Origin of the sequence: Anoxybacillus sp. FSL W8-0382, from assembly GCF_038003845.1 — a bacterium.
In the GTDB taxonomy this organism is placed as follows: domain Bacteria; phylum Bacillota; class Bacilli; order Bacillales; family Anoxybacillaceae; genus Anoxybacillus; species Anoxybacillus flavithermus_G.
Genome location: NZ_JBBOPX010000001.1, coordinates 244,112 through 269,750 on the forward strand (window position 1 = coordinate 244,112; position 25,639 = coordinate 269,750).

18 protein-coding genes, 2 pseudogenes and 1 riboswitch are annotated in these 25,639 nt (G+C 44.0%); of the genes and pseudogenes, 17 read left to right on the forward strand and 3 right to left on the reverse strand.

Annotated features, from left to right (window positions below; translation table 11 throughout):
- From NSS60_RS01385 to NSS60_RS01430, 10 genes and pseudogenes are all read left to right on the forward strand, one after another.
- The gene (locus NSS60_RS01385; RefSeq protein ID WP_004888780.1) at positions 1 to 318 is read left to right on the forward strand and encodes a YerC/YecD family TrpR-related protein; all 318 of its coding nucleotides are present in this window, start codon (positions 1 to 3) and stop codon (positions 316 to 318) included.
- A 62-nt stretch (positions 319 to 380) separates the two neighbouring features.
- Positions 381 to 1,076, forward strand: coding sequence for a heptaprenylglyceryl phosphate synthase (locus tag NSS60_RS01390; RefSeq protein WP_004888781.1), 696 nt, complete (start codon positions 381 to 383; stop codon positions 1,074 to 1,076).
- Between the two features lie 43 nt (positions 1,077 to 1,119).
- A pseudogene (pcrA, locus tag NSS60_RS01395) lies at positions 1,120 to 3,075 on the forward strand (DNA helicase PcrA); the annotation flags it as partial.
- A gap of 172 nt (positions 3,076 to 3,247) precedes the next feature.
- A complete protein-coding gene (locus NSS60_RS01400) occupies positions 3,248 to 4,621 on the forward strand; it encodes an IS1380 family transposase (protein ID WP_088223330.1) in 1,374 nt (457 codons plus the stop codon).
- Positions 4,622 to 4,832: 211 nt separating this feature from the next.
- A pseudogene (locus NSS60_RS01405) lies at positions 4,833 to 4,967 on the forward strand (hypothetical protein); the annotation flags it as partial.
- Between the two features lie 5 nt (positions 4,968 to 4,972).
- Positions 4,973 to 6,991: an NAD-dependent DNA ligase LigA gene (ligA, locus tag NSS60_RS01410; protein WP_035018398.1), complete on the forward strand. Its 2,019-nt coding sequence runs from the start codon at positions 4,973 to 4,975 to the stop codon at positions 6,989 to 6,991.
- A 3-nt stretch (positions 6,992 to 6,994) separates the two neighbouring features.
- Entirely contained in the window at positions 6,995 to 8,128 is a 1,134-nt protein-coding gene (locus NSS60_RS01415) for a CamS family sex pheromone protein (protein ID WP_004888784.1), read from the forward strand.
- 84 nt (positions 8,129 to 8,212) lie between these two features.
- Complete coding sequence (gene pruA / locus NSS60_RS01420; RefSeq protein ID WP_004888785.1) at positions 8,213 to 9,760, forward strand: L-glutamate gamma-semialdehyde dehydrogenase; 1,548 nt, start codon at positions 8,213 to 8,215, stop codon at positions 9,758 to 9,760.
- Positions 9,761 to 9,874: 114 nt separating this feature from the next.
- Positions 9,875 to 10,606: an HI0074 family nucleotidyltransferase substrate-binding subunit gene (locus NSS60_RS01425; RefSeq protein WP_035019098.1), complete on the forward strand. Its 732-nt coding sequence runs from the start codon at positions 9,875 to 9,877 to the stop codon at positions 10,604 to 10,606.
- Between the two features lie 11 nt (positions 10,607 to 10,617).
- On the forward strand, positions 10,618 to 10,923 hold the full coding sequence (locus NSS60_RS01430) for a hypothetical protein (protein WP_340720590.1): 306 nt from the start codon (positions 10,618 to 10,620) through the stop codon (positions 10,921 to 10,923).
- An 82-nt stretch (positions 10,924 to 11,005) separates the two neighbouring features.
- Here the strand turns inward: NSS60_RS01430 and NSS60_RS01435 are convergent, their stop codons facing one another.
- Both NSS60_RS01435 and ade read right to left on the reverse strand, forming a co-directional pair.
- Complete coding sequence (locus tag NSS60_RS01435; RefSeq protein ID WP_004888800.1) at positions 11,006 to 11,512, reverse strand: hypothetical protein; 507 nt, start codon at positions 11,510 to 11,512, stop codon at positions 11,006 to 11,008.
- 42 nt (positions 11,513 to 11,554) lie between these two features.
- Positions 11,555 to 13,267 carry an adenine deaminase gene (gene ade, locus NSS60_RS01440; RefSeq protein WP_004888801.1) on the reverse strand — a complete coding sequence of 571 codons (1,713 nt, stop codon included), beginning with the start codon at positions 13,265 to 13,267 and terminating at the stop codon, positions 11,555 to 11,557.
- 22 nt (positions 13,268 to 13,289) lie between these two features.
- Positions 13,290 to 13,391, reverse strand: a riboswitch (purine riboswitch).
- Positions 13,392 to 13,674: 283 nt separating this feature from the next.
- Between ade and gatC the strand changes: the two genes are divergently transcribed.
- From gatC to gatB, 3 genes are read left to right on the forward strand one after another with little or no spacing between them, the layout of a single operon-like run.
- On the forward strand, positions 13,675 to 13,965 hold the full coding sequence (gene gatC, locus NSS60_RS01445) for an Asp-tRNA(Asn)/Glu-tRNA(Gln) amidotransferase subunit GatC (protein ID WP_004888803.1): 291 nt from the start codon (positions 13,675 to 13,677) through the stop codon (positions 13,963 to 13,965).
- 12 nt (positions 13,966 to 13,977) lie between these two features.
- Positions 13,978 to 15,435, forward strand: coding sequence for an Asp-tRNA(Asn)/Glu-tRNA(Gln) amidotransferase subunit GatA (gene gatA, locus NSS60_RS01450; protein WP_004888804.1), 1,458 nt, complete (start codon positions 13,978 to 13,980; stop codon positions 15,433 to 15,435).
- Between the two features lie 14 nt (positions 15,436 to 15,449).
- Positions 15,450 to 16,880, forward strand: coding sequence for an Asp-tRNA(Asn)/Glu-tRNA(Gln) amidotransferase subunit GatB (gatB, locus tag NSS60_RS01455; RefSeq protein ID WP_192948590.1), 1,431 nt, complete (start codon positions 15,450 to 15,452; stop codon positions 16,878 to 16,880).
- Between the two features lie 40 nt (positions 16,881 to 16,920).
- Here gatB and NSS60_RS01460 read toward each other — a convergent pair whose 3' ends face one another.
- Positions 16,921 to 17,382, reverse strand: a complete 462-nt coding sequence (locus NSS60_RS01460) for a hypothetical protein (RefSeq protein WP_004888814.1) — start codon at positions 17,380 to 17,382, stop codon at positions 16,921 to 16,923.
- A 177-nt stretch (positions 17,383 to 17,559) separates the two neighbouring features.
- Here NSS60_RS01460 and NSS60_RS01465 point away from each other — a divergent pair, with 177 nt between their 5' ends.
- From NSS60_RS01465 to NSS60_RS01480, 4 genes are read left to right on the forward strand one after another with little or no spacing between them, the layout of a single operon-like run.
- A complete protein-coding gene (locus tag NSS60_RS01465) occupies positions 17,560 to 19,041 on the forward strand; it encodes a TIGR02677 family protein (protein ID WP_004888815.1) in 1,482 nt (493 codons plus the stop codon).
- Positions 19,042 to 19,052: 11 nt separating this feature from the next.
- Positions 19,053 to 20,219 carry a TIGR02678 family protein gene (locus NSS60_RS01470; RefSeq protein ID WP_004888816.1) on the forward strand — a complete coding sequence of 389 codons (1,167 nt, stop codon included), beginning with the start codon at positions 19,053 to 19,055 and terminating at the stop codon, positions 20,217 to 20,219.
- Positions 20,209 to 24,348: a TIGR02680 family protein gene (locus NSS60_RS01475; protein WP_004888817.1), complete on the forward strand. Its 4,140-nt coding sequence runs from the start codon at positions 20,209 to 20,211 to the stop codon at positions 24,346 to 24,348. Before NSS60_RS01470 ends, NSS60_RS01475 begins: the two co-directional genes overlap by 11 nt.
- Positions 24,345 to 25,577: a TIGR02679 family protein gene (locus NSS60_RS01480; RefSeq protein WP_340720591.1), complete on the forward strand. Its 1,233-nt coding sequence runs from the start codon at positions 24,345 to 24,347 to the stop codon at positions 25,575 to 25,577. Before NSS60_RS01475 ends, NSS60_RS01480 begins: the two co-directional genes overlap by 4 nt.
- The last annotated feature ends 62 nt before the right edge of the window (positions 25,578 to 25,639 follow it).

The window sequence follows — 25,639 nt, forward strand, 5'->3', positions numbered from 1 at the left end:
ATGCAAATTAATAAATTGCGAGGCAGAGAGCTTGACCAATTATTTCGAGCGATTTTGTCATTAAAAGATTTAGAAGAATGTTATCGTTTTTTCGATGATTTATGTACAGTGAATGAAATACAAGCGCTTGCGCAACGTTTGGAAGTAGCGCGCATGTTGCGTGAAGGATATACGTATCATAAAATTGAAACAGAAACAGGGGCAAGCACAGCGACGATTTCACGCGTAAAGCGCTGCTTAAACTATGGAAATGATGCGTATGCGATGGCACTCGATCGCATTTATAACGAACAAAAGGAGGAGGCTGGCTCACAGTGAGTCAGCTTCTTTTTACGATGTTTTGGTATGATTTTTGTTATAATGAGATGAGGTGAAAAAACATGAATGAGATGACAACATGGCGACATGTGTTTAAATTAGATCCGAACAAAGCCATTACTGACGAACAGTTAGAGCAAATATGTGAATCAGGTACCGATGCGATTATCGTCGGTGGAACAGACGGTGTAACGCTTGAAAACGTTATTGACTTACTTGCACGTGTGCGTCGTTTTTCCGTTCCTTGTGCGCTAGAAGTATCAAATATCGAGGCAGTCACACCTGGATTTGACTATTATTTCATTCCTATGGTGCTCAATAGCCGCGATCTTACTTGGTTAATTGATTTACATCACGAAGCGGTCAAACAGTTTGGTGATTTAATCAATTGGGAAGAACTGTTTGTTGAAGGGTATTGTATTTTAAACGAGGAATGTAAGGCGGCATCGTTAACGAGTGCAAGAACGAATGTAACAGCGGAAGATGTCATCGCTTATGCTCGCATGGCGGAACATATATATCATTTTCCTATCTTTTATATGGAATATAGTGGGCGATACGGAGATGTAAGGCTTGTCGAGAAAGTAAAGCGGACGCTAAAACACACCCGTTTGTTTTATGGCGGTGGCATTCATACACCAGCCCAAGCGAAAGAGATGGCGATGTGGGCGGATACAGTTGTTGTTGGCAACGCTATTTATACAAATTTACAAATGGCATTACAAACAGTCGAAGCGGTAAAAGGAAAATCAACATAAATGGAGAATAAAAAAGAGAACATATGTTTTGGTGGTGAAAAAAATGAGTATGTCGGCACATATGCTGTTGGATGGATTAAATGAAAAGCAAAAAGAAGCGGTAAAAACGACAGAAGGACCGCTTCTAATCATGGCGGGAGCAGGAAGTGGCAAAACGCGCGTATTAACGCATCGCATCGCCTATTTAATGGCGGAAAAAGACGTTGCTCCGTGGAACATTTTAGCGATTACGTTTACAAACAAAGCCGCACGTGAAATGAAAGAACGCGTGGAGCGCATCGTTGGAAAGCAAGCGGAAGATATATGGATTTCGACGTTTCATTCGATGTGCGTCCGCATTTTACGACGTGACATCGATCGCATTGGCATTCATGCGAACTTTTCTATTTTAGACCCGACTGATCAATTATCGGTGTTAAAACATATTTTAAAAGATCGCAATATTGATCCGAAAAAATATGATCCACGTGCGCTTTTAGGTGCGATTAGCAGCGCGAAAAACGATTTGGTGACACCAGAAAAATATGCCGAACAAGCAGCAAACCCATATGAAAAGCTTGTAGCGGAAGTGTATCAAGAATATCAAAAACGATTGTTGCGCAATCATGCGCTTGATTTTGATGATTTAATTATGACGACAATCCAATTATTTCAACGCGTTCCGGAAGTGCTGGAATATTATCAACGAAAGTTTCAATACATTCATGTCGATGAATATCAAGATACGAACCGTTCGCAATATTTGCTTGTGAACATGCTTGCAAAACGTTTTCAAAATTTATGTGTCGTCGGGGATTCCGATCAGTCCATTTATCGTTGGCGCGGTGCCGACATTAGCAACATTTTATCGTTTGAAAAAGACTATCCGAATGCAAAAGTGATTTTGCTTGAACAAAATTACCGTTCAACGAAGCGGATTTTACAGGCAGCGAATGCGGTCATTGAACATAATACGCAACGAAAACCGAAAAAACTTTGGACAGAAAATAGCGAAGGGCAAGCGCTTGTGTATTACGAAGCGATGACGGAAGTCGATGAAGCGCAATTTGTCGTTGGAAAAATTAAAGAATATGTCGATGACGGAAAACGAACGTATAAAGATTTTGCGGTTTTATATCGTACGAATGCGCAATCGCGCGTGCTTGAAGAAATGTTATTGAAGGCGAACATTCCATATAAAATTGTCGGTGGGTTAAAATTCTATGATCGAAAAGAAATTAAAGACATTTTAGCGTATTTACGGTTAATTGCGAATCCGAATGATGACATTAGCTTAACTCGTATTATTAACGTTCCAAAACGCGGCATAGGGGCATCGACAATTGATAAAATTGCAGCATATGCTTCGAGTCAAGGGATATCGATGTTTGATGCGCTTGGTTCCATTGAAGAAATGGGGATTAGCGCTCGCATCGCTGCACCGCTCGTACAATTTCGCGAACAAATTCATCATTGGAGCCAAATGCAGCATTATTTATCTGTAACCGAACTTGTTGAAGATGTACTCGATCGTTCAGGTTACCGCGATATGCTTCGCGAAGAAAAAACGTTAGAAGCGCATAGCCGACTTGAAAACATTGATGAGTTTTTATCTGTCACCCAACATTTTGAACAAGTAAACGAAGATAAATCGCTCGTTGCCTTTTTGACAGACTTGGCGCTTGTAGCAGATATCGACCAGCTTGATAATAATAGCGAAGGACAAACAAATGATGCGGTCGTTTTAATGACGCTCCATTCAGCTAAAGGATTAGAGTTTCCTGTCGTCTTTTTAGTCGGGCTGGAAGAAGGGATCTTCCCACATAACCGTTCATTAAATGATGAAGATGAAATGGAAGAAGAGCGTCGTTTGGCGTATGTCGGTATTACTCGTGCTGAAGAAGAACTGTTTTTAACGCGCGCCCATATGCGTACGTTATTTGGACAAACGCATGTCAATGCCCCATCTCGTTTTATTGATGAAATTCCTGAAGAATTGATTGAATATGCGCATAAACGAGTGAAAAAATCATCCGCATCCGTGCGTCCATCTACTGCTTCGCAAGGGGAATGGCGCGTGGGGGATAAAGTAAGTCCTGAATCCGTGACAAAACATCTTTACAATGGTCGCAAACCGTTGATACGATAAGGGAAAACGACGTTGACGATTCTTCATCAAGTAGGTGAATGTGATGAAAGATTTCCCGATTCGGTTTGTATTGACAGATGAAGCGATTACTCCAAGTGCTGGGCTTGCTCTCGTGGGCTACTTACTGCACCAAACGAAGCTGGATAAACGAGTAAACGCCCTTCGGCTCCCAACGGTTCGTCGAGATGTGCACATTTCCCATAGCGATGTCATTCGCTCGATGATTGGCTTGCTTGCCACAGGAAAAACGGATTTCGATCATATCGAAGCGTATCGTCAGGACGATATCTTTTCGGCATCGATGGGGATTCAGCACGTGCCTTCCTCCCCAACGTTGCGACAGCGTCTCGATCAGCTCGCTTGTCTTCCGATGACCGAAGCAATCATTTGGGAGGAATCGATGCGTCTGTTGGTTCGACAACACGCTACCTTGTCCCCTTGTTGGGCGAAAGGGAAAACGACATGGCTTCCCCTTGATATAGATGCTTCCCCATTTGACAACTCCGATACGAAGAAAGAAGGAGTGAGTCGAACGTATAAAGGATTTGACGGTTTTACGCCGTTGTTTGCGTACGCAGGGAAGGAAGGGTATATCGTTCATGCCGAGCTGCGTCCAGGGAAACAACATGTACAAGACAACATGCCTTCGTTTTTAACTACCGCTATCCGTCGAGCTCGTCCGCTGACCTCGTCTCGTCTGCTTGTCCGCATGGATGCAGGAAACGATGCGGAAGCGAATGTGCACGTATGTCTAAAGGAAGACGTGGACTTTGTCATCAAGCGAAACTTACGCCGAGAATCGAAAGCGCTTTGGTTCCAGATCGCTTCGCAAAAGGGCAGACGCGTCGATGATGGACAAACAGAAGGAGTACAAACGTATGAGTTATGCCTTCCACAGACAGCAGCAATCGATGGACACACGTATACGTACGTTCAAGTCACCCAAGTGACGGAACGAACGATGGAACGAAATGGACAGCTGATGCTCGTTCCTGATTACGAAGTCGAAAGCTACTGGGTGCGCCTCGAAGGATACGAGCATGTTCGAATGAGTGATGTGCTCGCATTGTATCACGATCATGCGACATGCGAACAGTTTCATAGCGAACTGAAAAGCGACTTAGATTTAGAGCGACTTCCATCAGGGAAGATGAAAACGAATGCGCTCGTGTTAGTCATGGGAGCATTCGTGTACAACCTTCTTCGCCTGATTGGACAAGATCTATTAAGCGATCCGAGACATCCATTACATCATAAAGTGAAACGCCGCCGCATCAAGACGATCATTCAGACGGTGATCACGATGGCAGGTCGACTCGTCCGCCGATCACGACAGATCTGGATGAAACTGACGCGAAGGAGTGGCTATAGCGAGCCCCTACTGAACATTTACATAAAATGGAGAGAAGGAGCATAACGAACGATTGTTCGCAATTCTGTACTCATCCTAACCCTCTGTCCTTTTTTGTTTTTTCTTTGGTTTATATACCTAAAAAAGATATTTATTTCATTTCTGAGAGTGAAGATGACATCTGTTTTAAACATAAAAAGGGAATGGTGGATCACACATCCATAAAACCAGCAAAAAAGTCAAAGTCGATGTCAATCCATCACGGATTCAGGTAAGTCATAAAGTATGGGGAGTTGGCACAATCGTTCGTGTAAAAGAAAACGATGGCGATCAAGAACTAGATGTTGCTTTTTCAAGCCCAATTGGCATTAAGCGACTATTGGCGAAATTTGCTCCGATTACGAAAGTGTAGAAAGGATGAAAAACGTGGCACAACACGACGTTGAAAAGCAAATTGCTGAATTGCGTGAACAAATTGAAAAACATAATTACGCATATTACGTGTTAGATCAACCGTCTATTTCTGATGCTGAGTATGATGAATTAATGAGGAAATTAATGGAGTTAGAGGAGCAATATCCGCAATATAAAACGCCGGACTCTCCATCGCAGCGTGTTGGTGGCGCCCCATTAGAAGCGTTTCAAAAAGTGACCCACCGTGTGCCGATGCTTAGTTTAAGCAACGCTTTCAATGAAGGAGACTTGCGAGATTTTGATCGCCGTGTTCGTCAAGAAGTTGGCGATGTGCGTTACGTATGTGAATTGAAAATTGATGGTTTAGCGGTGTCGCTGCGCTATGAAGACGGTTATTTTGTACAAGGGGCGACGCGTGGCGATGGAACGACTGGTGAAGATATTACAGAAAACTTAAAAACGATTCGCTCGTTGCCGCTTCGATTACGGAAACAAGTGACCATTGAGGTGCGTGGCGAAGCGTATATGCCGCGAAAATCGTTTGAAAAATTAAATGAAAAGAGAAAAATGAACGGGGAGGAATTGTTTGCGAATCCGCGTAACGCGGCAGCTGGCTCGCTTCGACAACTTGATCCGAAAGTTGCTGCTTCTCGTCAATTAGACATATTTGCATACCATGTCGTCAACGCGGAAGAGCTCGGAATTTTGTCACATAGCGCAGCGCTTAATTATTTAGATGAGCTTGGATTTAAAACAAATCCAGCGCGACAAGTATGTGAAACGATTGATGATGTGCTTGCTTACATCGAGCAGTGGCATGAACGGCGTGCGTCATTGCCGTATGATATTGACGGGATCGTCATTAAAGTAGACGCATTTGCGCAGCAAAAGCAGCTTGGAGCGACAGCAAAAAGTCCGCGCTGGGCGATTGCATATAAATTTCCTGCTGAAGAAGTTGTCACGCAACTTGTTGATATTGAGATAAGTGTCGGTCGGACAGGCGTGGTGACACCGACAGCTATTTTGCAGCCGGTACGTGTGGCAGGAACGATCGTGCAACGCGCATCACTTCATAATGAAGACTACATTCGTGAAAAAGATATTCGTCTCGGCGATTACGTTATCATAAAAAAAGCAGGCGATATTATTCCAGAGGTTGTTCGTTCGTTACCAGAGCGACGGACAGGAAAAGAAGAGCCATTCGATATGCCAACCCATTGCCCAGTATGTGCAAGCGAGCTTGTTCGACTGGATGATGAAGTGGCCCTCCGCTGCGTGAATCCGCAATGTCCGGCACAAATTCGGGAAGGGCTGATTCATTTCGTCTCACGTCAAGCGATGAACATTGACGGACTAGGTGAAAAAGTCATTGCTCAACTATTTGAGCATGGTCTTGTTCGCAGCGTGGCAGATTTGTACACATTAACGAAAGACGAGCTTGTCGCATTAGAACGAATGGGTGAAAAATCAGCAACAAACTTACTACGAGCGATTGAAGCGTCAAAACAAAATTCACTTGAGCGCTTATTGTTTGGTCTCGGTATTCGCCATGTTGGCGCAAAAGCGGCAAAAACGTTAGCGGAACATTTTGAAACGATGGAGCGACTCCAACAAGCGACAAAAGAAGAGCTGACGGCCATTCACGAAATCGGTGAAAAAATGGCGGATTCAATCGTCACGTATTTTTCAAAAGAAGAAGTGAAGCAGTTGCTTGAACGTTTGCGGGCATATGGTGTCAATATGACATATAAAGGAGCAAAACAGACAGTCGATATAAGCTCCACGTTTGCTGGGAAGACGTTTGTTTTAACAGGTACGTTGCAGTCGATGTCGCGGAGTGAAGCAAAAGAAGCAATTGAGGCGTTAGGTGGAAAAGTGACAGGAAGCGTCAGCAAAAAAACAGACGTTATCGTTGTCGGTGAAGACGCTGGGTCAAAATTAGAGAAGGCGAAACAGCTTGGTATTACGATTTGGGATGAAGCGCGTTTTCTTCAAGAAATACAACAATCAAAGCAGGTGTGAACGATGAAAAAGTGGATCATATTGCTTGCTTGTATGCTTCTTACTTTGTCAGCATGCGCGCCAAAATTTAATCAAGAAGAGCAAGTAGTGCAAGAGACAGATAATAAAAAACAAAAGGCGATTATTCCAAAGTACAACATTTCTAATTCGTATTATCGCACCATTTTACCTTTTCAACCTGGAGAGGCGCGCGGGCTTGTCGTTGAAAATGTGAATACAAGATTAGATATGGATGAATTTGAACTTGGTTTAATGCGCATTGCACAAACGAAGTTTTCTCCGTCACAATATTTGTTTCAACAAGGACAATACTTAGATCGAAAGACGATTGAGTCGTGGCTCAAACGAAAACAAGGAAATGGCGAAGGGTTGAATCCTGCTCTAAGAAATGAAGGGACAAATGCAGAAAAAAATAAAAAATCTCCCCTTTACATTTCACATATTTTAGAACATAACTACTTAGTGAAAACGGGAAACGATAAAGTGAAATTAGGCGGGGTTGTCATCGGACTTGCGATGAATTCTGTTCATTACTATGAAACAGAAGAAGGATATCCACGCGAAGTAAAAATTTCAAAAAGCGATATGGAGAAGGAAGGGAAAAAAGCAGCGGCGGAAATTGTTTCTCGCTTACGTCAAATCGATGGGTTAAAGGAAGTGCCAATTGTTGTTGGTTTATTTGAGCAACAACCAAAATCGTCTATCGTTCCAGGACACTTTTTTGCGGTTGGTTATGTTGATAAGGGAAGTAACGATATTCAAGATTGGGAAAAAATAAATGAAGAATATTATGTGTTTCCATCGGATGAAGCGGAAAAAAATCATCGCGATGATTTAGTGAAATTTTTAAATTTAAAATCCGATATTGAAGAATTTTTCCCGAATTATACTGGAGTGATTGGCAGGGCGTTTTATCGCGATGACCAATTGCAACAATTGACAATTGATATTGTGATGCAGTTTTACGGGAAGACAGAAGTCATCGGATTTACGCAATATGTCACAGGTCTTCTTATGGAGAAAATGCCTGATTACATGCCGATTTCCGTTTACATTTCTTCGGTGCGTGGACCGGAGAGCATCATTATAAAAAATCCAGATCAAAATGAGCCGTTCGTTCACATCTATCAACCATAAAAAATTTGAATATGTATGCTCCATCCGTTAGAATGGGATTGTGTGTGGGAACGCTTTTGTAATCTCAACGAAGGGGGCTTATAAATGGTACAACCTTATAAACATGAACCATTTACTGATTTTACAGTCGAAGCAAACAAAAAAGCGTTTGAAGAAGGGTTAAAAACGGTGCAAGCCTATCTCGGTCAAGATTATCCGCTTGTGATTGGCGGCGAACGCATCATGACAGAAGATAAAATTGTTTCGATCAACCCAGCAAATAAAACAGAAGTGGTTGGTCGCGTAGCGAAAGCGAATAAAGATTTAGCAGAAAAAGCGATGCAAACAGCAGATGCGGCATTTACATGGTGGAGCAAAACAAAGCCAGAAATGCGCGCAGATATTTTGTTCCGTGCGGCAGCGATTGTGCGTCGCCGCAAACATGAGTTTTCCGCATTGCTTGTGAAAGAAGCAGGGAAACCATGGAAAGAAGCAGATGCAGATACTGCGGAAGCGATTGACTTTATGGAATATTATGCTCGCCAAATGTTGAAGTTAAAAGATGGCATTCCTGTCGAAAGCCGTCCAGGAGAAACAAATCGCTTCTTTTACATTCCGCTTGGCGTTGGCGTCGTCATTTCACCGTGGAACTTCCCATTTGCGATTATGGCGGGAACGACGGTTGCAGCGCTTGTAACAGGAAATACGGTGCTTTTAAAGCCAGCAAGTGCAACGCCAGTCGTGGCGTATAAATTCGTGGAAGTGTTAGAAGAGGCGGGCCTTCCAGCAGGTGTATTAAACTACATTCCAGGAAGCGGTGCGGAAGTAGGCGATTATTTAGTTGACCATCCGCGCACACGTTTCATTAGCTTCACAGGTTCTCGCGATGTCGGTATTCGCATTTATGAACGTGCGGCTAAAGTGCATCCAGGACAAATTTGGCTCAAGCGCGTCATTGCGGAAATGGGCGGAAAAGACACGATCGTTGTCGACAAAGAAGCAGATTTAGAATTAGCTGCACAATCGATCGTGGCATCCGCTTTTGGCTTCTCTGGTCAAAAATGTTCGGCATGCTCGCGTGTTGTGGCGCTTGAGGAAGTGTATGACCACGTATTAAACCGCGTCGTCGAGTTAACGAAGCAACTAAAAGTCGGCAACCCAGAAGAACAAAGCACGTTTATGGGACCGGTTATTGATCAATCGGCGTACAACAAAATTATGGAATATATCGAAATTGGGAAACAAGAAGGCAAGCTTATGACAGGCGGTGAAGGAGACGATTCGAAAGGCTTCTTCATTCAGCCAACGGTATTTGCGGATGTTGATCCGAAAGCGCGCATTATGCAAGAAGAAATTTTCGGACCTGTTGTAGCGTTCACGAAAGCAAAAGACTTCGACCATGCGCTTGAAATTGCCAACAATACCGAATATGGCTTAACAGGTGCCGTCATTTCAAACAACCGCTTTAACCTTGAAAAAGCGCGTGAGGAGTTCCATGTTGGCAACCTTTACTTTAACCGCGGTTGCACAGGTGCGATCGTCGGCTACCATCCGTTTGGTGGATTCAATATGTCTGGAACAGACTCGAAAGCAGGCGGTCCAGACTACTTACTTCTTCATATGCAAGCAAAAACGGTATCCGAAATGTTTTAATGGAAAACCCCTCTTGGCGAAAATGCTAAGAGGGGTTTCAAATACGTAAGATAAGAGTGATAGGGTATAAAAGATGATATAGAAGTGGGTGGTGATGGGCGATTGAGTACAAACATGTACGGCTTAAAAAAGCAAACATTTTATAACCTCATTTGTGTGTTTCGAAATTATGCCGACATCATTGAAAGAGTGATTTTGTTCGGATCAAGGGCGAGAGGCGATTATAAAGAAACGTCGGACATCGATATTGCGATTAAGTTTAGAAGCCATAACGAGCAGCTGTATCGCATTCAAGACGATTTAGCGGAAGCAAATATCATTTATACGGTAGATGCTATTGATTACGAAAAGATCACCAATGAAAAGCTCAAATCGTATATTGATCTCGAAGGAAAGACAATTTTTTTAACGAATGAACGCGGGGAGGCCGTTGTGACGATGAATAAAATCATGGATAAACTATTTGACTTTGAAAAAGCATTAAATAAACTGCATCAAAGCATCGCGCGTGATGTGGAAAAAGACGACTTAGCTCTTGACGCGACAATTCAACGATTTGAATTTGCGTACGAACTAGCATGGAAATGGATGAAAAGTTACTTAGAATATAACGGGAACAACGAAATGACAAGTCCGCGAAAAACGATTAAACAAGCATTTAAAGAAGGACTTATTCAAGATGGAGAAGCGTGGATTCAAATGTTAGAAGATCGAAATAGGACATCACATACATACGATGAACAAATAGCGATGGAAATTTATGAACATATTCGCCAGCGATACGTTCATTTATTTGATCAATTATTAGTAGAGATGAAAAAACGAGTTCGTGAATTGGAAGAATAGGGGGAGAATGAGTGAAAAAATTTTTAATAGGAGTTTTGTTGTCGTTTGTCATGTTTGCCCTTTCGTTCTCATTATTTAGCGGTTTTTCTTTCTTTATTGCCATTTTTCCAATTGCAGTACTAGCTGTTCCGTTTATATGTGCGGTAACAGAGGCGCTCATTTTTTTTATCGATGAAAAATGGGGATTTAAATGGGATTGGGCTGTTGTTTTAGGGATCGCAACGATTACGTCGCTTCCTTTTTATCCTCCTTTTGGCTTTGCAGCCCCGATTTATATGGGAGCACTGGGATATTATGTGGGGCGGAGAATCATGTAATTTCATTCATTTCTGGAAGTGATGTTACCTTTAAATGAAAGAAGTATATAAATCGAATTTCATAGAGAGGGAAATGCCCTCTCTATGAAAACAACCGATTTCTCATTTTGAAAAGTTCGCGTTCCGTCATCGTTGTTTTATGAACGGTGAAATCAACGTCAAGTTGGAGGTTGTTGAGACGTTCGTTGAATTGTTTGTAGTGGGAGTCAATTTTTTCGTTTAGTGCGTGGATTTCTTGTTTCATTGCTGTCATTTCACCGCGCATATGATGGACATCCATTGTTAAAGCTTCAAGCTTTGCGTCCGTTTCGTCCTGACGATGGAGAAGAGCGTTCATAAGATCGTAAAGCTCTTTTTGTCCATTTTTTAATGCTTGTTGCTCTTCGCGAATGAGTTGCTGCTCTTTGCGGAATGCATTCATTTCCTCCCGCAACGAGTTTATTTCTTCACGGAATGTTTTCTGCTCTTCGCGAATGGCTTGTTGTTCTTCACGAATGTCCTGCAACTCTTTTTGGATGTCTGTGACGACGAGTAAAATTTTCTCCAATAATTGCTCGCTCATTTTCTCACCTCCTTTGCACACAACCATATTATAACATCATTCGACAAAAAAGAGGGATAAAAAATCCCCCTATGCTTCCACGTCTATAAATTGAAACGATGAAACGTCAAATAAGCCTTGGTCGGTTAATTTCAGCTCTGGAATGACTGGCAATGCTAGAAAGGCAAGTGTAATAAATGGATTGAATTCGTCTGATGCTCCAATCGTTATTAAAGCATCGTGTATCTTTTGCAGTCGTTCTAATACGTCTTCAAACCTTTTCGCTGTCATGAGACCGCTGATTTCAAGCGGCAAGTCTGCTAACACATGTCCATTGTCGACAACAGCAAGTCCACCGTTTATATGTTTTATATGTTCAATTGCAACGATGATGTCGTTATCGTTCGTTCCGGTGGCGATGATGTTATGTGAATCATGAGCAATCGATGACGCAATCGCCCCTTTTTTCAGTTGAAAGCCGTTGACGATACCAACACCAACGCCAAGACCACGATGACGTTCAACGACGACAAGCTTTAACAGATCCCGCTCCACCGATGGTTGAAAGACCCCGTGTTCAACATCCACTTCTGTCATGAGCCGTTTTGTATGCAAATGATTTGGGATAATTTGAATGACATTTGCTTTATTCCCATGAAGAAATGGGATTTGTATATGTTGTTTCGTTATTTCTTTCGCATGAATAGATTGCGTAATGGCTTTGTCGATTGAATTAGTTTTTTCTACCGAAAATGTCGCTCGCCCGTTTTGAGCAACAAGTTTCCCTTTTTTGTAGACGTGTGTAATAGAAAATGCATGCAAATCTTCTACAAACAAAAAGTCGGCATCATACCCAGGAGCGATCGCGCCTTTCGTATATAGGCGATAACATTCTGCCGCATTTAATGTCGCCATTTGAATAGCTGTCAGTGGATTCATGCCTGCTTGAATCGCTAGACGAATATGATGATCGATACTTCCTTCTGTGACAAGCTCATCAATATGTTTATCATCTGTGCAAAATAAAAAGCGGCGCGCGTTATACGTATTGACAGCAGGGAGTAGTTTGTTTAAATCTTTTGCGACCGAACCTTCCCGAATTAGTACGTACATGCCTCGTTGAATGCGGGCGATCGCTTCGTCTATTGTGACACATTCATGGTCAGTGTGGACATTGGCGCTTCGGTATACGTTCACAGCTGTTTCATCCAGTCCAGCTAGATGACCGTCGATCAGTTTATTTGCTTCCATCGCAGCGGCTAGTTTCGCAAGCATAGGTTGCTTTCCTTCTAGAAGTGAAGGATAATCCATCACTTCTGCAAGTCCGAGCACGCGCGGATGGGAAAAGAATGGGGCTAAATGTTCGGCGTGCAATGTCGCGCCAGCATGTTCAAAATCGGTGGCGGGTACGCACGATGGCAGCATGACATATACATCGAGCGGAATGTTATTCGAATCGTTTAGCATAAATTCAATGCCTTTTGTCCCCGAGACGTTCGCAATTTCATGCGGATCAGTAATGGCGGTTGTGATGCCGTGCGGAACGATGACGCGAGCAAACTCGCTTGGGGTAACCATTGATGATTCAATATGAACATGTCCGTCGATCAAACCCGGGCAAACGTATTTTCCTTGTGCATCAATGATCGTATGCCCGTCATATGTACCGATACCGACGATTTTTCCGTCGGTAATCGCAATGTCTCCTTCGATGATATCGTGGGTAAAAACATTGACGATTTTTCCGTTTTTCACAACAATATCAGCGATTTGTCTTTTGGAAGCTACTGCAAGTTGTTTCATAGATGTTCCTCCTCCCCAACTCGATACGAGGAGCAATCCTCGTAGTCAAACGATTTACGGTCGTTTGGTAGAAACTTTCGGACCATATTTCCGAAATTATACGAGTTGTTTTTCAAAAATTTTTTTCATTCTACAATGTTATTTGTTCTCTCGTCAATGCTTGATTTATGTCGAATAAACGATAAAAATGTATATTGTTTCATTGTCGAAAATTTAAAAGGGGTAAACCCTGGATCTGGTTATACACAAGAAGCGATTGAAACAGTTTTCCCAACGATAACGAGATGTCCAGTTGGGCATCTCGTTTTTTTGTTCATCTAAAATGAATGGCAAATGTTGCTTCACTGCACGAAAGTTTGGTATCATCATAGTATTGTGAAAGGTCGACAATATCGGAGGTGAAACATATGTCACGAATCTCAATCGAGCAAGTAAAACACGTCGCGCATTTAGCACGTTTAGCGATTACAGAGGAAGAAGCGACAATGTTTGCGAAACAATTAGACGCCATTATTACGTTTGCGGAGCAGTTAAATGAGCTGGATACAGAAAACGTTCCGCCAACGTCGCACGTGTTAAATATGAAAAACGTCATGCGTGAAGATGTACCGACAGCTGGTCTTCCGTTAGAAGACGTATTAAAAAACGCACCAGACCATCAAGACGGGCAATTCCGAGTACCAGCCATTTTAGAGTAAGGAGGGAAGAATATGTCATTGTTTGATTATCGTGTATCTGAACTGCACAGTTTATTACATAAAAAAGAAATTTCCGTTTCAGATTTAGTGGATGAATCGTTTAAACGGATTGCCGAAGTAGAAGAAAAAGTACAGGCGTTTTTAACGTTAAACGAAGAACAAGCTCGCATGAAGGCAAAAGAGCTAGATGAAAAATTGGGAACAGAAAAGGAATTTGGTTTACTTTTCGGAATGCCGATCGGCATTAAAGATAACATTGTGACAAAAGGGCTACGCACAACGTGTGCCAGCAAAATTTTGTACAACTTCGACCCGATTTACGATGCAACGGTTGTAGAGCGTTTAAACGAAGCTGACGCAGTGACGATCGGAAAATTAAATATGGACGAGTTTGCGATGGGATCATCGACAGAAAACTCTGGCTTTCAACTCACGCGCAATCCGTGGGATTTAGAGCGCGTGCCAGGCGGTTCTAGCGGCGGTTCAGCAGCGGCAGTGGCAGCAGGAGAAGTGCCATTTGCGCTTGGATCAGACACAGGTGGATCGATTCGCCAACCAGCTGCGTTTTGCGGGGTTGTTGGGTTAAAACCAACGTACGGCCGCGTATCGCGCTATGGGCTTGTTGCGTTTGCGTCTTCGCTTGATCAAATTGGTCCGATTACGCGCACCGTTGAAGATAATGCATACTTACTACAAGTCATTTCTGGATTGGATCCGATGGATTCTACATCCGCAAATGTTGACGTACCAGACTATGTTTCTGCCTTAACAGGTGACATTCAAGGTTTAAAAATTGCCGTGCCGAAAGAATATTTAGGAGAAGGGGTATCAGACGAAGTGCGCCAATCGGTATTACAAGCGCTAAAAGTTTTAGAAAGCCTTGGCGCAACGTGGGAAGAAGTTTCACTTCCTCACTCAAAATATGCGCTCGCGACATACTACTTGTTAGCATCTTCTGAGGCGTCTGCTAACCTTGCTCGCTTTGACGGCGTTCGTTACGGCTACCGAACAGACAATGCAAAAAGCTTAATGGAGATGTACAAGCAAACGCGCAGCGAAGGGTTCGGCAACGAAGTGAAGCGCCGCATTATGCTCGGAACGTTTGCGTTAAGCTCGGGCTACTATGACGCATATTACAAAAAAGCGCAAAAAGTGCGGACGCTCATTAAACAAGACTTTGAAAACGTCTTTGAAAAATACGACGTCATTATCGGACCAACAACCCCAACGCCAGCGTTTAAAATTGGTGAAAAAACGAGCGATCCATTAACAATGTACGCAAACGACATTTTAACGATCCCAGTAAACCTTGCCGGTGTTCCAGGTATTTCGATTCCATGCGGATTTGTCGACGGGCTTCCGGTTGGTTTGCAAATTATCGGCAAACATTTCGATGAAAGCACAATTTATCGCGTCGCTCATGCGTTCGAACAAGCAACAGACTATCATAAACAAAAACCAACGTTGTAAGGGGGGAATGAGTGATGAATTTTGAAATTGTCATCGGACTTGAAGTGCACGTCGAGCTGAAAACGAAATCGAAAATTTTCTCAAGTAGCCCAAACGCATTCGGAGCGCCCCCAAACACACAAACGAGCGTCATTGACTTAGGGTATCCGGGCGTTCTTCCGGTGCTGAATAAACAAGCGGTTGAATATGCGATGAAAGCAGCGATGGCATTAAACTGCGAAATTGCGACGGAAACGAAGTTTGACCGGAAAAACTATTTTTATCCAGACAACCCGAAAGCGTACCAAATTTCACAATACGACCAACCGATTGGACAAAATGGTTGGATCGAAATTGAAGTGAACGGCAAAAAGAAAAAAATCGGCATCACGCGCATTCATTTAGAAGAAGATGCCGGAAAGCTGACGCATACAGGGGATGGCTATTCGCTAGTTGACTTTAACCGTCAAGGCACGCCCCTTATTGAAATCGTATCTGAGCCAGATATTCGTTCACCAGAAGAAGCGTATGCGTATTTAGAAAAATTAAAATCAATCATTCAATATACAGGCGTATCCGATTGCAAAATGGAAGAAGGTTCGCTTCGTTGTGACGCAAACATTTCCCTTCGCCCAATCGGTTCAGACAAGTTCGGTACGAAAACGGAATTGAAAAACTTAAACTCATTTAACTTCGTTCGCCAAGGATTAGAATACGAAGCGAAGCGCCAAGAGAAAATTTTATTGTCTGGCGGTGTGATCCAGCAAGAAACGCGCCGTTTCGATGAAGCGACGAAAACAACGATTTTAATGCGTACAAAAGAAGGTTCGGAAGACTATCGCTACTTCCCAGAACCAGATTTAGTGATGCTTTATATTGACGATGAGTGGAAAGAGCGCGTACGTGCGTCCATTCCAGAACTTCCGGATGCGCGGAAAAAGCGATATGTCGAAGAGCTTGGTTTGCCGGAGTATGATGCGAAAGTATTAACGCTTACAAAAGAAATGGCAGACTTTTTTGAGGCAACGGTTGCAAATGGTGCGGATCCAAAGCTTGCTTCAAACTGGCTCATGGTCGAAGTATCTGCTTATTTAAACGCAGAACAAAAAGAATTACATGACATTGCGTTAACGCCAGAAAGTCTTGCAAGCATGATTAAACTTATTCAAAACGGTACAATTTCGTCAAAAATTGCGAAGAAAATCTTTAAAGAACTTGTGGAAAAAGGCGGCGATCCAGAGCAAATCGTCAAACAACAAGGGCTTGTGCAAATTTCTGACGAAGCAACGTTGCGCAAAATTGTGTTAGAAGTGCTCGACGCGAATCCACAATCGATCGAAGACTTCAAAAACGGAAAAGACCGTGCGATCGGATTCTTAGTCGGTCAAATTATGAAAGCAACAAAAGGACAAGCCAACCCACCGCTTGTCAATAAGCTATTGCTTGAAGAAATTAATAAACGATAAAAACAAAGCGGCATTGCCATCGGACAATGCCGCTTTATTTTTATAGGTGTACAAGCTTTTGTAAAGTGCTTTCGACTTTAAATACACGGTTGTTTAATACTTGGATGCTCGATTCGTGGTCGGTGAGGGCAGGGAGTACTTTCTCTTCGAGTATGTTAGTTAAGCGGGTGATGTTTCCTTGCATGTTGTGGACATCGAGTGCGAGTGCATCGTATTTTGCGGCGAGCACCTCTTGACCATGACGAACCGCTTCACAAATCGCCTTCGTTTCGAGCGTTCTTTCGTCGAGTAGTTGCACTTTTTCGTCAAGTGCTAGGACTTTGCCATCGAGCGTTTGAACTTTCTCATCCAGCGCTTGAACTTTCTCGTCCAGTGCTTGTACTTGTTGGCGTAAGGAAGACACTTCTTTTTCTAGCACATCCACTCGTTTTTCTAGCGATTCGACTTTTTCGCGGGTTGCTTTGACTTCATGAAGAATTTCATAAAGCAACTGTTCCACCATTTCGTTCACCTCCTTTTCGTTTCCATTTTACACGAATCGACAGCGGATGACTAGCGAACATGTTCATTTTTTAGGCAAGCTACTTGAGGAGCACATTTTCCCAACGACGTTTTAGTAGAGAACGAATAGCGAATCGATTACAATGATAGTAGATGAAGGATAGAAGGGGAGCGAAAGATGGATACGTCGTGGCTAAAGCCGATTACGGAGGCGAAATATTTAGTAGTGGATAACGCGTACCGGTACCGCGCGATTTTACGCTATTTTTATACGCAACACGAACGAATGCGGCAATATTTGTTTCCAGAAGAAGTGTACGCTTTTTTAAAACAATTCGATGAATTTCAAGATTACACAGAAGAAGAGCTGCAACAAGACTTAGAGCAGCTTGTCAAATGGAGAAACTTAATCGCTAGACAAGAAACGGGTCATATTCGGACGATTGAGGAATTTAAAAAGAAACGGTTTCGCTATCAATGCAGCCCATATACGGTTGAAATCGAACGAATGATTCGCGCGCTTGAGCAGCTAGGGGAGACGTTCGGTGGATCGCTCGAAAAAACGCGGTTTGACCGCTTGTATGCGTCGCTTGTCCGAATGGAATCGATTATCCACGATGGATTTGCCGAAAAAAGGGAAGAAATGAATCAAGTGTGGGAAGAAACGTTTGATTATTTTAAAAAAATCATCCAAAATTCTGCCGACTATATTGCCTATTTAAACGGAGAAAACATGGAAGAACGGATGATGTCTGATTCATTTCTCGTCTATAAAGAACAGTTTACCGCTTATTTGCGCGATTTTATCGTCGCATTGCAAAAAACGTCGATGCAAATTGAAAAACTGCTCGAAGACTTGCCAGAGGACGGTGTTCGCCGTTTTATTGAGGAAGTGGTCGCTTACCAGCTTGCCATTCCACGCTTTGAAGGGGCGATTCTTTCGCGTGAACAGCTAGTAGAAGAGAAATTAGACACGTGGCGCAGTTTAAGCGAATGGTTTTTAGGACGAAACGGGCATGAAAGCGAACTGTCGTTTTTACAAAAGCAGACAAACGAAGCGATTCGGCGAATGACGCGCGTCGTTCAGCGCTTAGGGGAACGTCATCACCACTTCCGCAGCCGAAAAAAAGATTACTTGCATTTAGCGAAATGGTTTTCTTCATTAGAAACGATAGAAGAAGCGCATAAATTATCGGCGGTTGTGTTCGGCTGTTTTCATACAAAGCACATCGTCGCCGAAAACGATGCAACGGAAAATATGTACCGCGATATTTGGGAGGAACAGCCGGCAGAATGGCTCGTAAAACCGCGCGTTCGCCACTACCGAGAAAAGAAAAAGCCAGAAGCAATGATTGATCTGCGGAAAGAAAAAGAGGAAACGATGGCCGCCTACTTAGCAGCGAAACAACAGGAGGAAGAAGAACTCACACAGCTTATAAACGACGGAAAAATTGTACTTCAGGAGCTACCGGTCGTTGCTCCGCATATTCGCAAAACGCTGCTCGGGTGGATTGCAAAAGCGATGGGGCGAGAAGACCGGACGGTGCAAACGGAAAACGGATGGAAAGTGAAAGTAGTTCAACGTGAAGGGACGATTATACTGAAAGCAGAAGATGGTACGTTAATGATGCCAAATTACGAAATCCATTTGCTAGACTAGGAGAAGAGAGAATGGAAAAAGAGTTCGATGAGAAAGCGAAAGAAGCGTTAACGGCGCTGTTTGAACAGTTTTGGATTGTTCGGGAAAAAGAGCCGGAACTTTTTCAAAAAATACGAGAACGTGAAAAAGTGCTAAAGCGGTATGTGCAAGAGAAATTCGGCTATCGGCTCATTGTCCACCGCTATTTTGCTAAGCTCGAAAAAATACCAGCCGAACCAGAAGCGTGGATGGGAATGGAGTCGTTTCAAGAACCGCTCGACTACGCGTTATTTTGTTGCTTGTTAGCATATTTAGAAGGAAAAGCAGTCGAAGAAAAATTTTTATTGTCTGATGTATGCGAAGAAATAAAAGCGATGTATCCAGGCGAAACTGCGCTCGATTGGACGAACTACCAACATCGTCGCGCGTTAATTCGCGTCTTAAAAACAGCCGAGCAAATCGGGATTATACATCACGTCGACGGGGAAGTTGAGGCGTTTGCCAATCAAGAAGACGAAGAAGCGTTGTATGAAGTTCCTGTACTGTCCCGCTATTTTATGCGGTCCTATCCGAAAGACTTCATTCAATATGAAACGATCGAGCAACTGTTGGAGGAAGAGTGGAAAATGTCACCCGACGATTACCGCCGCCACTTTATTTATCGGCAGCTCTTTTTATCGCCTGTCGTATATCGCCGGCAAAAAGACGACCCAAACTTTTATTATTTGCGCAACTTCCGCCATCGACTGCGCGATGACATCGAGGCGCATACCGATTTTCGCTACGAGCTATATAAAAACGCAGCACTATTGACGATTCCAGAACGGCAACATGTGTATACGTTATTTCCAGATCAAAAGGGAACGTCGGATATTATCCTTCATTTTGCCTCTGTGGTTCGCGCTCATTTGGACAACTATCCACCGGATGAATACGGGCAAATCCACGTGACGATGTCCGATTTTCGGCAGTTGCTTCACCGGTGCAGCGAGCAGTATGGCGAAGGCTGGAGCAAAACGTATCGGGAAATGACGACGGCACAGCTCGCCTCTGAACTGCTCTCTGCTTTAAAAGAATGGAAGATGGCAGAATATGAACAGGAAACGGGCATGGTCGTGCTTTATCCGCTGCTTGGACGACTTGTCGGTCAATATCCAGACGACTTTACAACGAAAGGAAGAGACGATGATGACGAATAAATGGGTGCTTCATCGCGCGGGATTAATTAATTTTTGGTATTACGACGAGCAATATTTCGAATTTGCTGACGGGAAGTTGTTGCTTCGTGGGACGAACGGTTCTGGGAAGTCAGTAACGATGCAAAGCTTGCTTCCAGTCTTATTGGACGGGAAAAAAACGCCCGACCGGCTTGATCCGTTCGGTTCACGGGCACGAAAAATGGAAGATTACTTGCTTGGCGAAAAGGAAATTGTCGATCGCGATGAGCGGACAGGTTATTTGTTTTTAGAATATAAACGAAAGCAGACGGACCAATATGTGACAACGGGAATCGGGTTGCGGGCAAAGCGACAAAAAAATATGGATTTTTGGGGGTTCGTCATTTTTGATAACCGCCGCATCGGTCGCGATTTATTTTTATATAAAACGGAAAAATCAGCGGATGGAACGGAAAAAATCCCGCTCACCAAACGCGAACTGGCGAATGTACTTGGCAACGGCGGAACGGTCGTGGATTCACAAAAAGAATATATGGAGCTCGTCAATAAGCACGTCTTCCGCTTTGAATCGATGGAGGCGTTTCAAGAATTAATTGAGCTATTGATTCAATTGCGCAGCCCGAAGCTATCGAAAGATTTCAAGCCAACGGTCATTTACGAGATTTTAGAAAGCTCGCTCCCCGCGTTGACAGACGACGAGTTGCGCCATTTATCGGAAACGATTGAAAATATGGATCAAACAAAGCAACAACTCGAGCAGCTAGAGCGCGATGAGCAATCACTAAAACGGCTTTGTGCGCAATATCGAGCGTATAACGAGTATATGATTGCGGAAAAAGCAAGCGAATGGATAAAGGCTGACAAACAAGTGAAGCGGCTAGCAGAAGAAGAAAAGCAATGGCTTGCGGAGGAACAGGAAAAGCAAGCGCACCTTGTCGCTTTGAGCGAATACATTCAAACGCTTGCAAACGAACAGGACGTATTGCATCAACGAGAATTAGAATTAGCGAGCCACGAAGTGTTTCAAGCGGCGAAAGAATATGAGCGAGTCCAACAAGAAATACGCGACATTCATGACAAGCAACAAAAACTATTGCGGCAAATCGATGAAAAAGAGCAGCTCGAACGCCGCTATAAGCGCCAGTTAGAAGAAGACGAAGACCGGCGGTATCAGATAGAAAAGCAACTCACGCAGCAAGTAGAAGACTTACGGCATGATGCGATGGAAAGTTCCTTCTCTTCCCATGCTCTTAACGAAGCGGACTTTGCTCGACAGCGCCAAACGAAATTTGATTTTACCGTCTGGAAGCGAGAAGGACAAGAATACGTTGAAAAACTAGAACAAACGATTGCGCTTTGGCGCCGCCATGATGAAATGAAGGCGCGCTATGAAGAAACGAGTAAAGAGGCAGGGGAGCTGCAGCGGGAAGTAGACGAATTGCGCCATGAAGAAGCGAAATGGCTCGAACTGTTAGAAAACGAAAAAGCGCGTTTCCAACAAGAAGTATTTCGCTGGCTCGAACAATGCCAAGACGTTTCCGTACCGGAACCCTCTGTCCAACTATTTTTACAGCGTCTTCACGAACTATACGAAACGTATCACGTCGATGAGATGAAGCAACCGTTTACGGAAGCGTATTACGAAGCACTCAATCGAAAAAACGAAGAAAAAATGAAGCAAAAGCATACGTGCACGTTATTAGAGGAAAAAATCGCCTCAAAAGAAGCCGAATGGAACCAATGGAAAACGCAAAAAGACCCCGAGCTCATGCGCGATGAACAAACGATCGCAGCGCGGGCGGAGTTAGACGAAAAAGGGATTGCTTTTGTCCCGTTTTATGCAGGGGTGGAATTTCAAGACCATGTACCAGAACCGCTTCGGGAGCGGATTGAATCGGCATTGTATCATGCAGGGCTACTTGATGCGTTAATTACAGAAACCGATGTCGAAGTAACGTGTGACCGAGTGATTGTTCCACGTCCTGTCGAATTGGCGCATACATTAGCAGACTATTTGCAGCCAGATGTAGATGAAGGATGCAAAGTGTCCAAAACGCGCATTAACGAAGTACTTCAAAGCATCGTTCTTGCCGATAGAGAAATGGACGGAACGTTTATGCTTCATGAAGAAGGGCGTTATACGCTCGGCTTAATCAAAGGGCATGCCCCGGCGCGGGAAAAAGCGTTGTTTATCGGACGCACTGCCCGCAAGCGTTGGCGGCTAGAAAAGATCGCCGCACTCGAAGCAGAACTCCACGAACTTCGCACCCAGCTTCATGAGGGAACCGACATGCTAAAACAGCTCGAGCAGACGATTGCGCAAATAACCCGCTGGTTTCGTGCCTTTCCAACCGACCGCGACATGCGCGCAGCCTTTGAAGAACGAGAAAAAACGAAGCGAATGATAATAAGCAAACAACGCGAATGGGAAAAGAAAAACGAAAAGTTAGCCCAGCTTGCCCGCGATTGGCAACAAGCAAAACAAACGTTGCGCGAGCAAACCGAGGGGCTCGATTTAGAGTTTTCCAAGGACGGCTATGAACAGGCGCTTGTTTTTATGAAATCGTATATGCGTGGGCTTCATGAATTGCAAATGACCCATCGGGAGTTTCTCCATTTGCTCGACATGATTCATCATCGGACAGAGCAGTTAGAAACGTTGCAACAAGAAATCGATGAAACGAAAGGCGAACGGCATATGCTCGCAAAAGAGCAGCAAAAACTCGAACTGAAGCGACAAGAAATCGAGCGGACGCTGCAACTAATGGGCGCAGAAGAAGTTCAAGCGGAAATTCAGCGCGTCCGCGACCGGTTGGCATTTTTGCAGCGAGAAATGCCAGCGAAAATGAACGAGCGCATTGCGCTAGAGCATGAGCTGAAAGCCATTCGTGAAAAATGCGAACAGCTTTCGGTGAAAGAAACGTTCGCAAAGCGGCTAGCGGAGGCGTGGAAGCGGTCGTTTGCGCGAGAGCTTTCCCTTGAGCTTGTAGAGCTTCACGGTTCTGATTGGTTGGAAAAAGCAAAAGAAGCGATGCAGCAATACGGGGTGCTAGCGAAAGAAGCTCGAACGTCGCTTGTGAACCGATTAAATAGCGTCTTTTTCCAAGAGTCGGCGAATTTAACGGAATACCGGCTCAGCCAAGAGCCTGTCGCAGCTGAGGAGGACAATTTGTTTACGGATATCGAGCTAGATGAAGAAATGGAATTAAAAGTATCCGGATGGAGAGAAAAGCAAGACCGCATCGTCCTTTTGCTTGATTATAAAGGGCAGCGCGTATCACCATTTTATGTATTGCGTGAAATCGAGCACGACATTTTCTTGCAGCGGGAATATATGAAAGAGCAAGACCGCGAATTGTATGAAGAAATTATTTTAAAAACGATCGGTCGAATTTTGCGCAGCCGCATTCAACGGGCGGAGCGTTGGGTAAAAGATATGAACGAACTAATGCAACAGCTCGACACGTCTTCTGGGCTGGTGTTGTTTATTCAATGGAAGCCGCGCACCGCGGAAACGGAAGAAGAGATGGATACGAAAGAGCTTGTCGAGTTGTTGCGGATGAACTCGCGGCTATTAAAAGAGGAAGATTTGCAGCGAGTGACGAAACATTTCCGCTCGAAAATTCATCGAGCGCGCGAATTGCTAGAAGAGCGCGGCCAAGGCAATACGCTCCACCAAATTATTAAAGAAGTATTAGACTATCGGAAATGGTTTTCATTTACCCTTTATTACCAAAAAACGAATGAACCGAAACGAGAGTTGACGAACCAACGGTTCTATCAATTTAGCGGCGGGGAGAAAGCGATGGCGATGTATATTCCGTTGTTTGCCGCGACGTATTCGCGTTATCAAGAAGCAGCAGACGATGCGCCGTACATTATTTCGTTGGATGAAGCGTTCGCGGGGGTAGACGAAAATAATATTCGCAATATGTTCGGGCTTGTCGAGCAGCTTGGGTTTAACTATGTGATGAACTCGCAAGCGCTCTGGGGTGATTATGATACCGTTCCGGCGCTATCGATTTGCGAACTCGTTCGTCCGAAAAATGCTTCGTTCGTGACGGTCATTCGCTATTATTGGAACGGAAAAATAAAGCAGCTTGTTACGGATGAAAAGTTAGCGGCAATGATGAGAGGGGGATCGCATTGAATCGGGTAGAGGAAGCGGTGCAATTTTTTCGCGGTGAACGTTCGTTTCACCGCCTTTTTTGCGAAATGAAAAAGAAATACGAATCGCTTGGTCGCATAGGGGGCACGATTTCCGTTTCGTCTTTTTCGGCGGAGGAAAAGGAAGCGATCGCGTCGTTTTTTGGCAAAGAAATGAGCCGCGTGTCGCTCGCGGCGTTTGAACAACAGCTTGCGAATACAAGGTTTGCCGGCATTTCTCTCGTGGAGTTGCTGTCATGCTATTTTGGCGAGCCGCTCGTAACGAAAAAAGAGCAACAACAAGAAATAGAGCGGGAAAAGGAAGCCTATTTTACCCGGCTTATGAATACGTATCGAGCACAGCGCGATTGGTTGATGGCGGTAGAAAAGCAGCGGTTTGTGCAATTAGCGTATCAACAAAACCATCACGCGTTAGAGGTGGCGCTTTCTGCTGTTTGCCGCGCGCTCGAACAGCTTCCGTCCACCTACGTTCGCTTGCCCGTTTTTGCGCAAAAAGTAGCGAACGATCCGCATATGTTTGATTTGCATACACTTGCAGGGAAGCTATTGCTTTCGGCGCTCGAATTTTATACGGACACCGAGTACGACCTTTCGGCGGTCGAAGACGTGAACGAACTATTGCAGTCGTATCGGCTGTTGCGGGAAGATGTATTAAACTTTGTGACGTGCGCTGGCGTGATGGCAGAAACAGAGAAAGGCCGCCATCCTGTTTTCGCTGCCGCATGTGCAACGAATACGGCGCTAAATGTGCCGTTACGGGAAGTGATGCCGCTAGTGCGGGCGTATCCGTCTGTAGGAAACAACGTCTTTGTCGTCGAAAATGCCGGTGTGTTTTCGACGCTGTTAGATGCGAACGTACCGCTCATTAGCACAAACGGTCAATTGAATTTAGCGACGAGGTGGCTGTTTGATTTACTCGTAAAAGAAGGGGTTACCTTTTATTATTCGGGCGATTTTGACCCGGAAGGACTAAAAATGGCGCAGCGCCTTGTCGAGCGGTACGGTTCATCTGTTCGGCTTTGGCATTACGACTGTTCTGATTATTTGGCGACCAAACCGACCGTCCCGCTATCCGATGAACGTTTGGCGAAACTGCAATCGGTGACGCTTCATGACTTGCAGCCAGTAAAACAAGAAATATTGCGGCGGAAAAAAGCAGGATACCAAGAGGCGCTTGTGGAACAGTTGAGGAGGGAGGTGAAGGGAAGGTAAAGGATCTATTTTTCGAATAATGCATTGAAAGGCGTGAAGAAAAAGAATAAGATAAAGATATC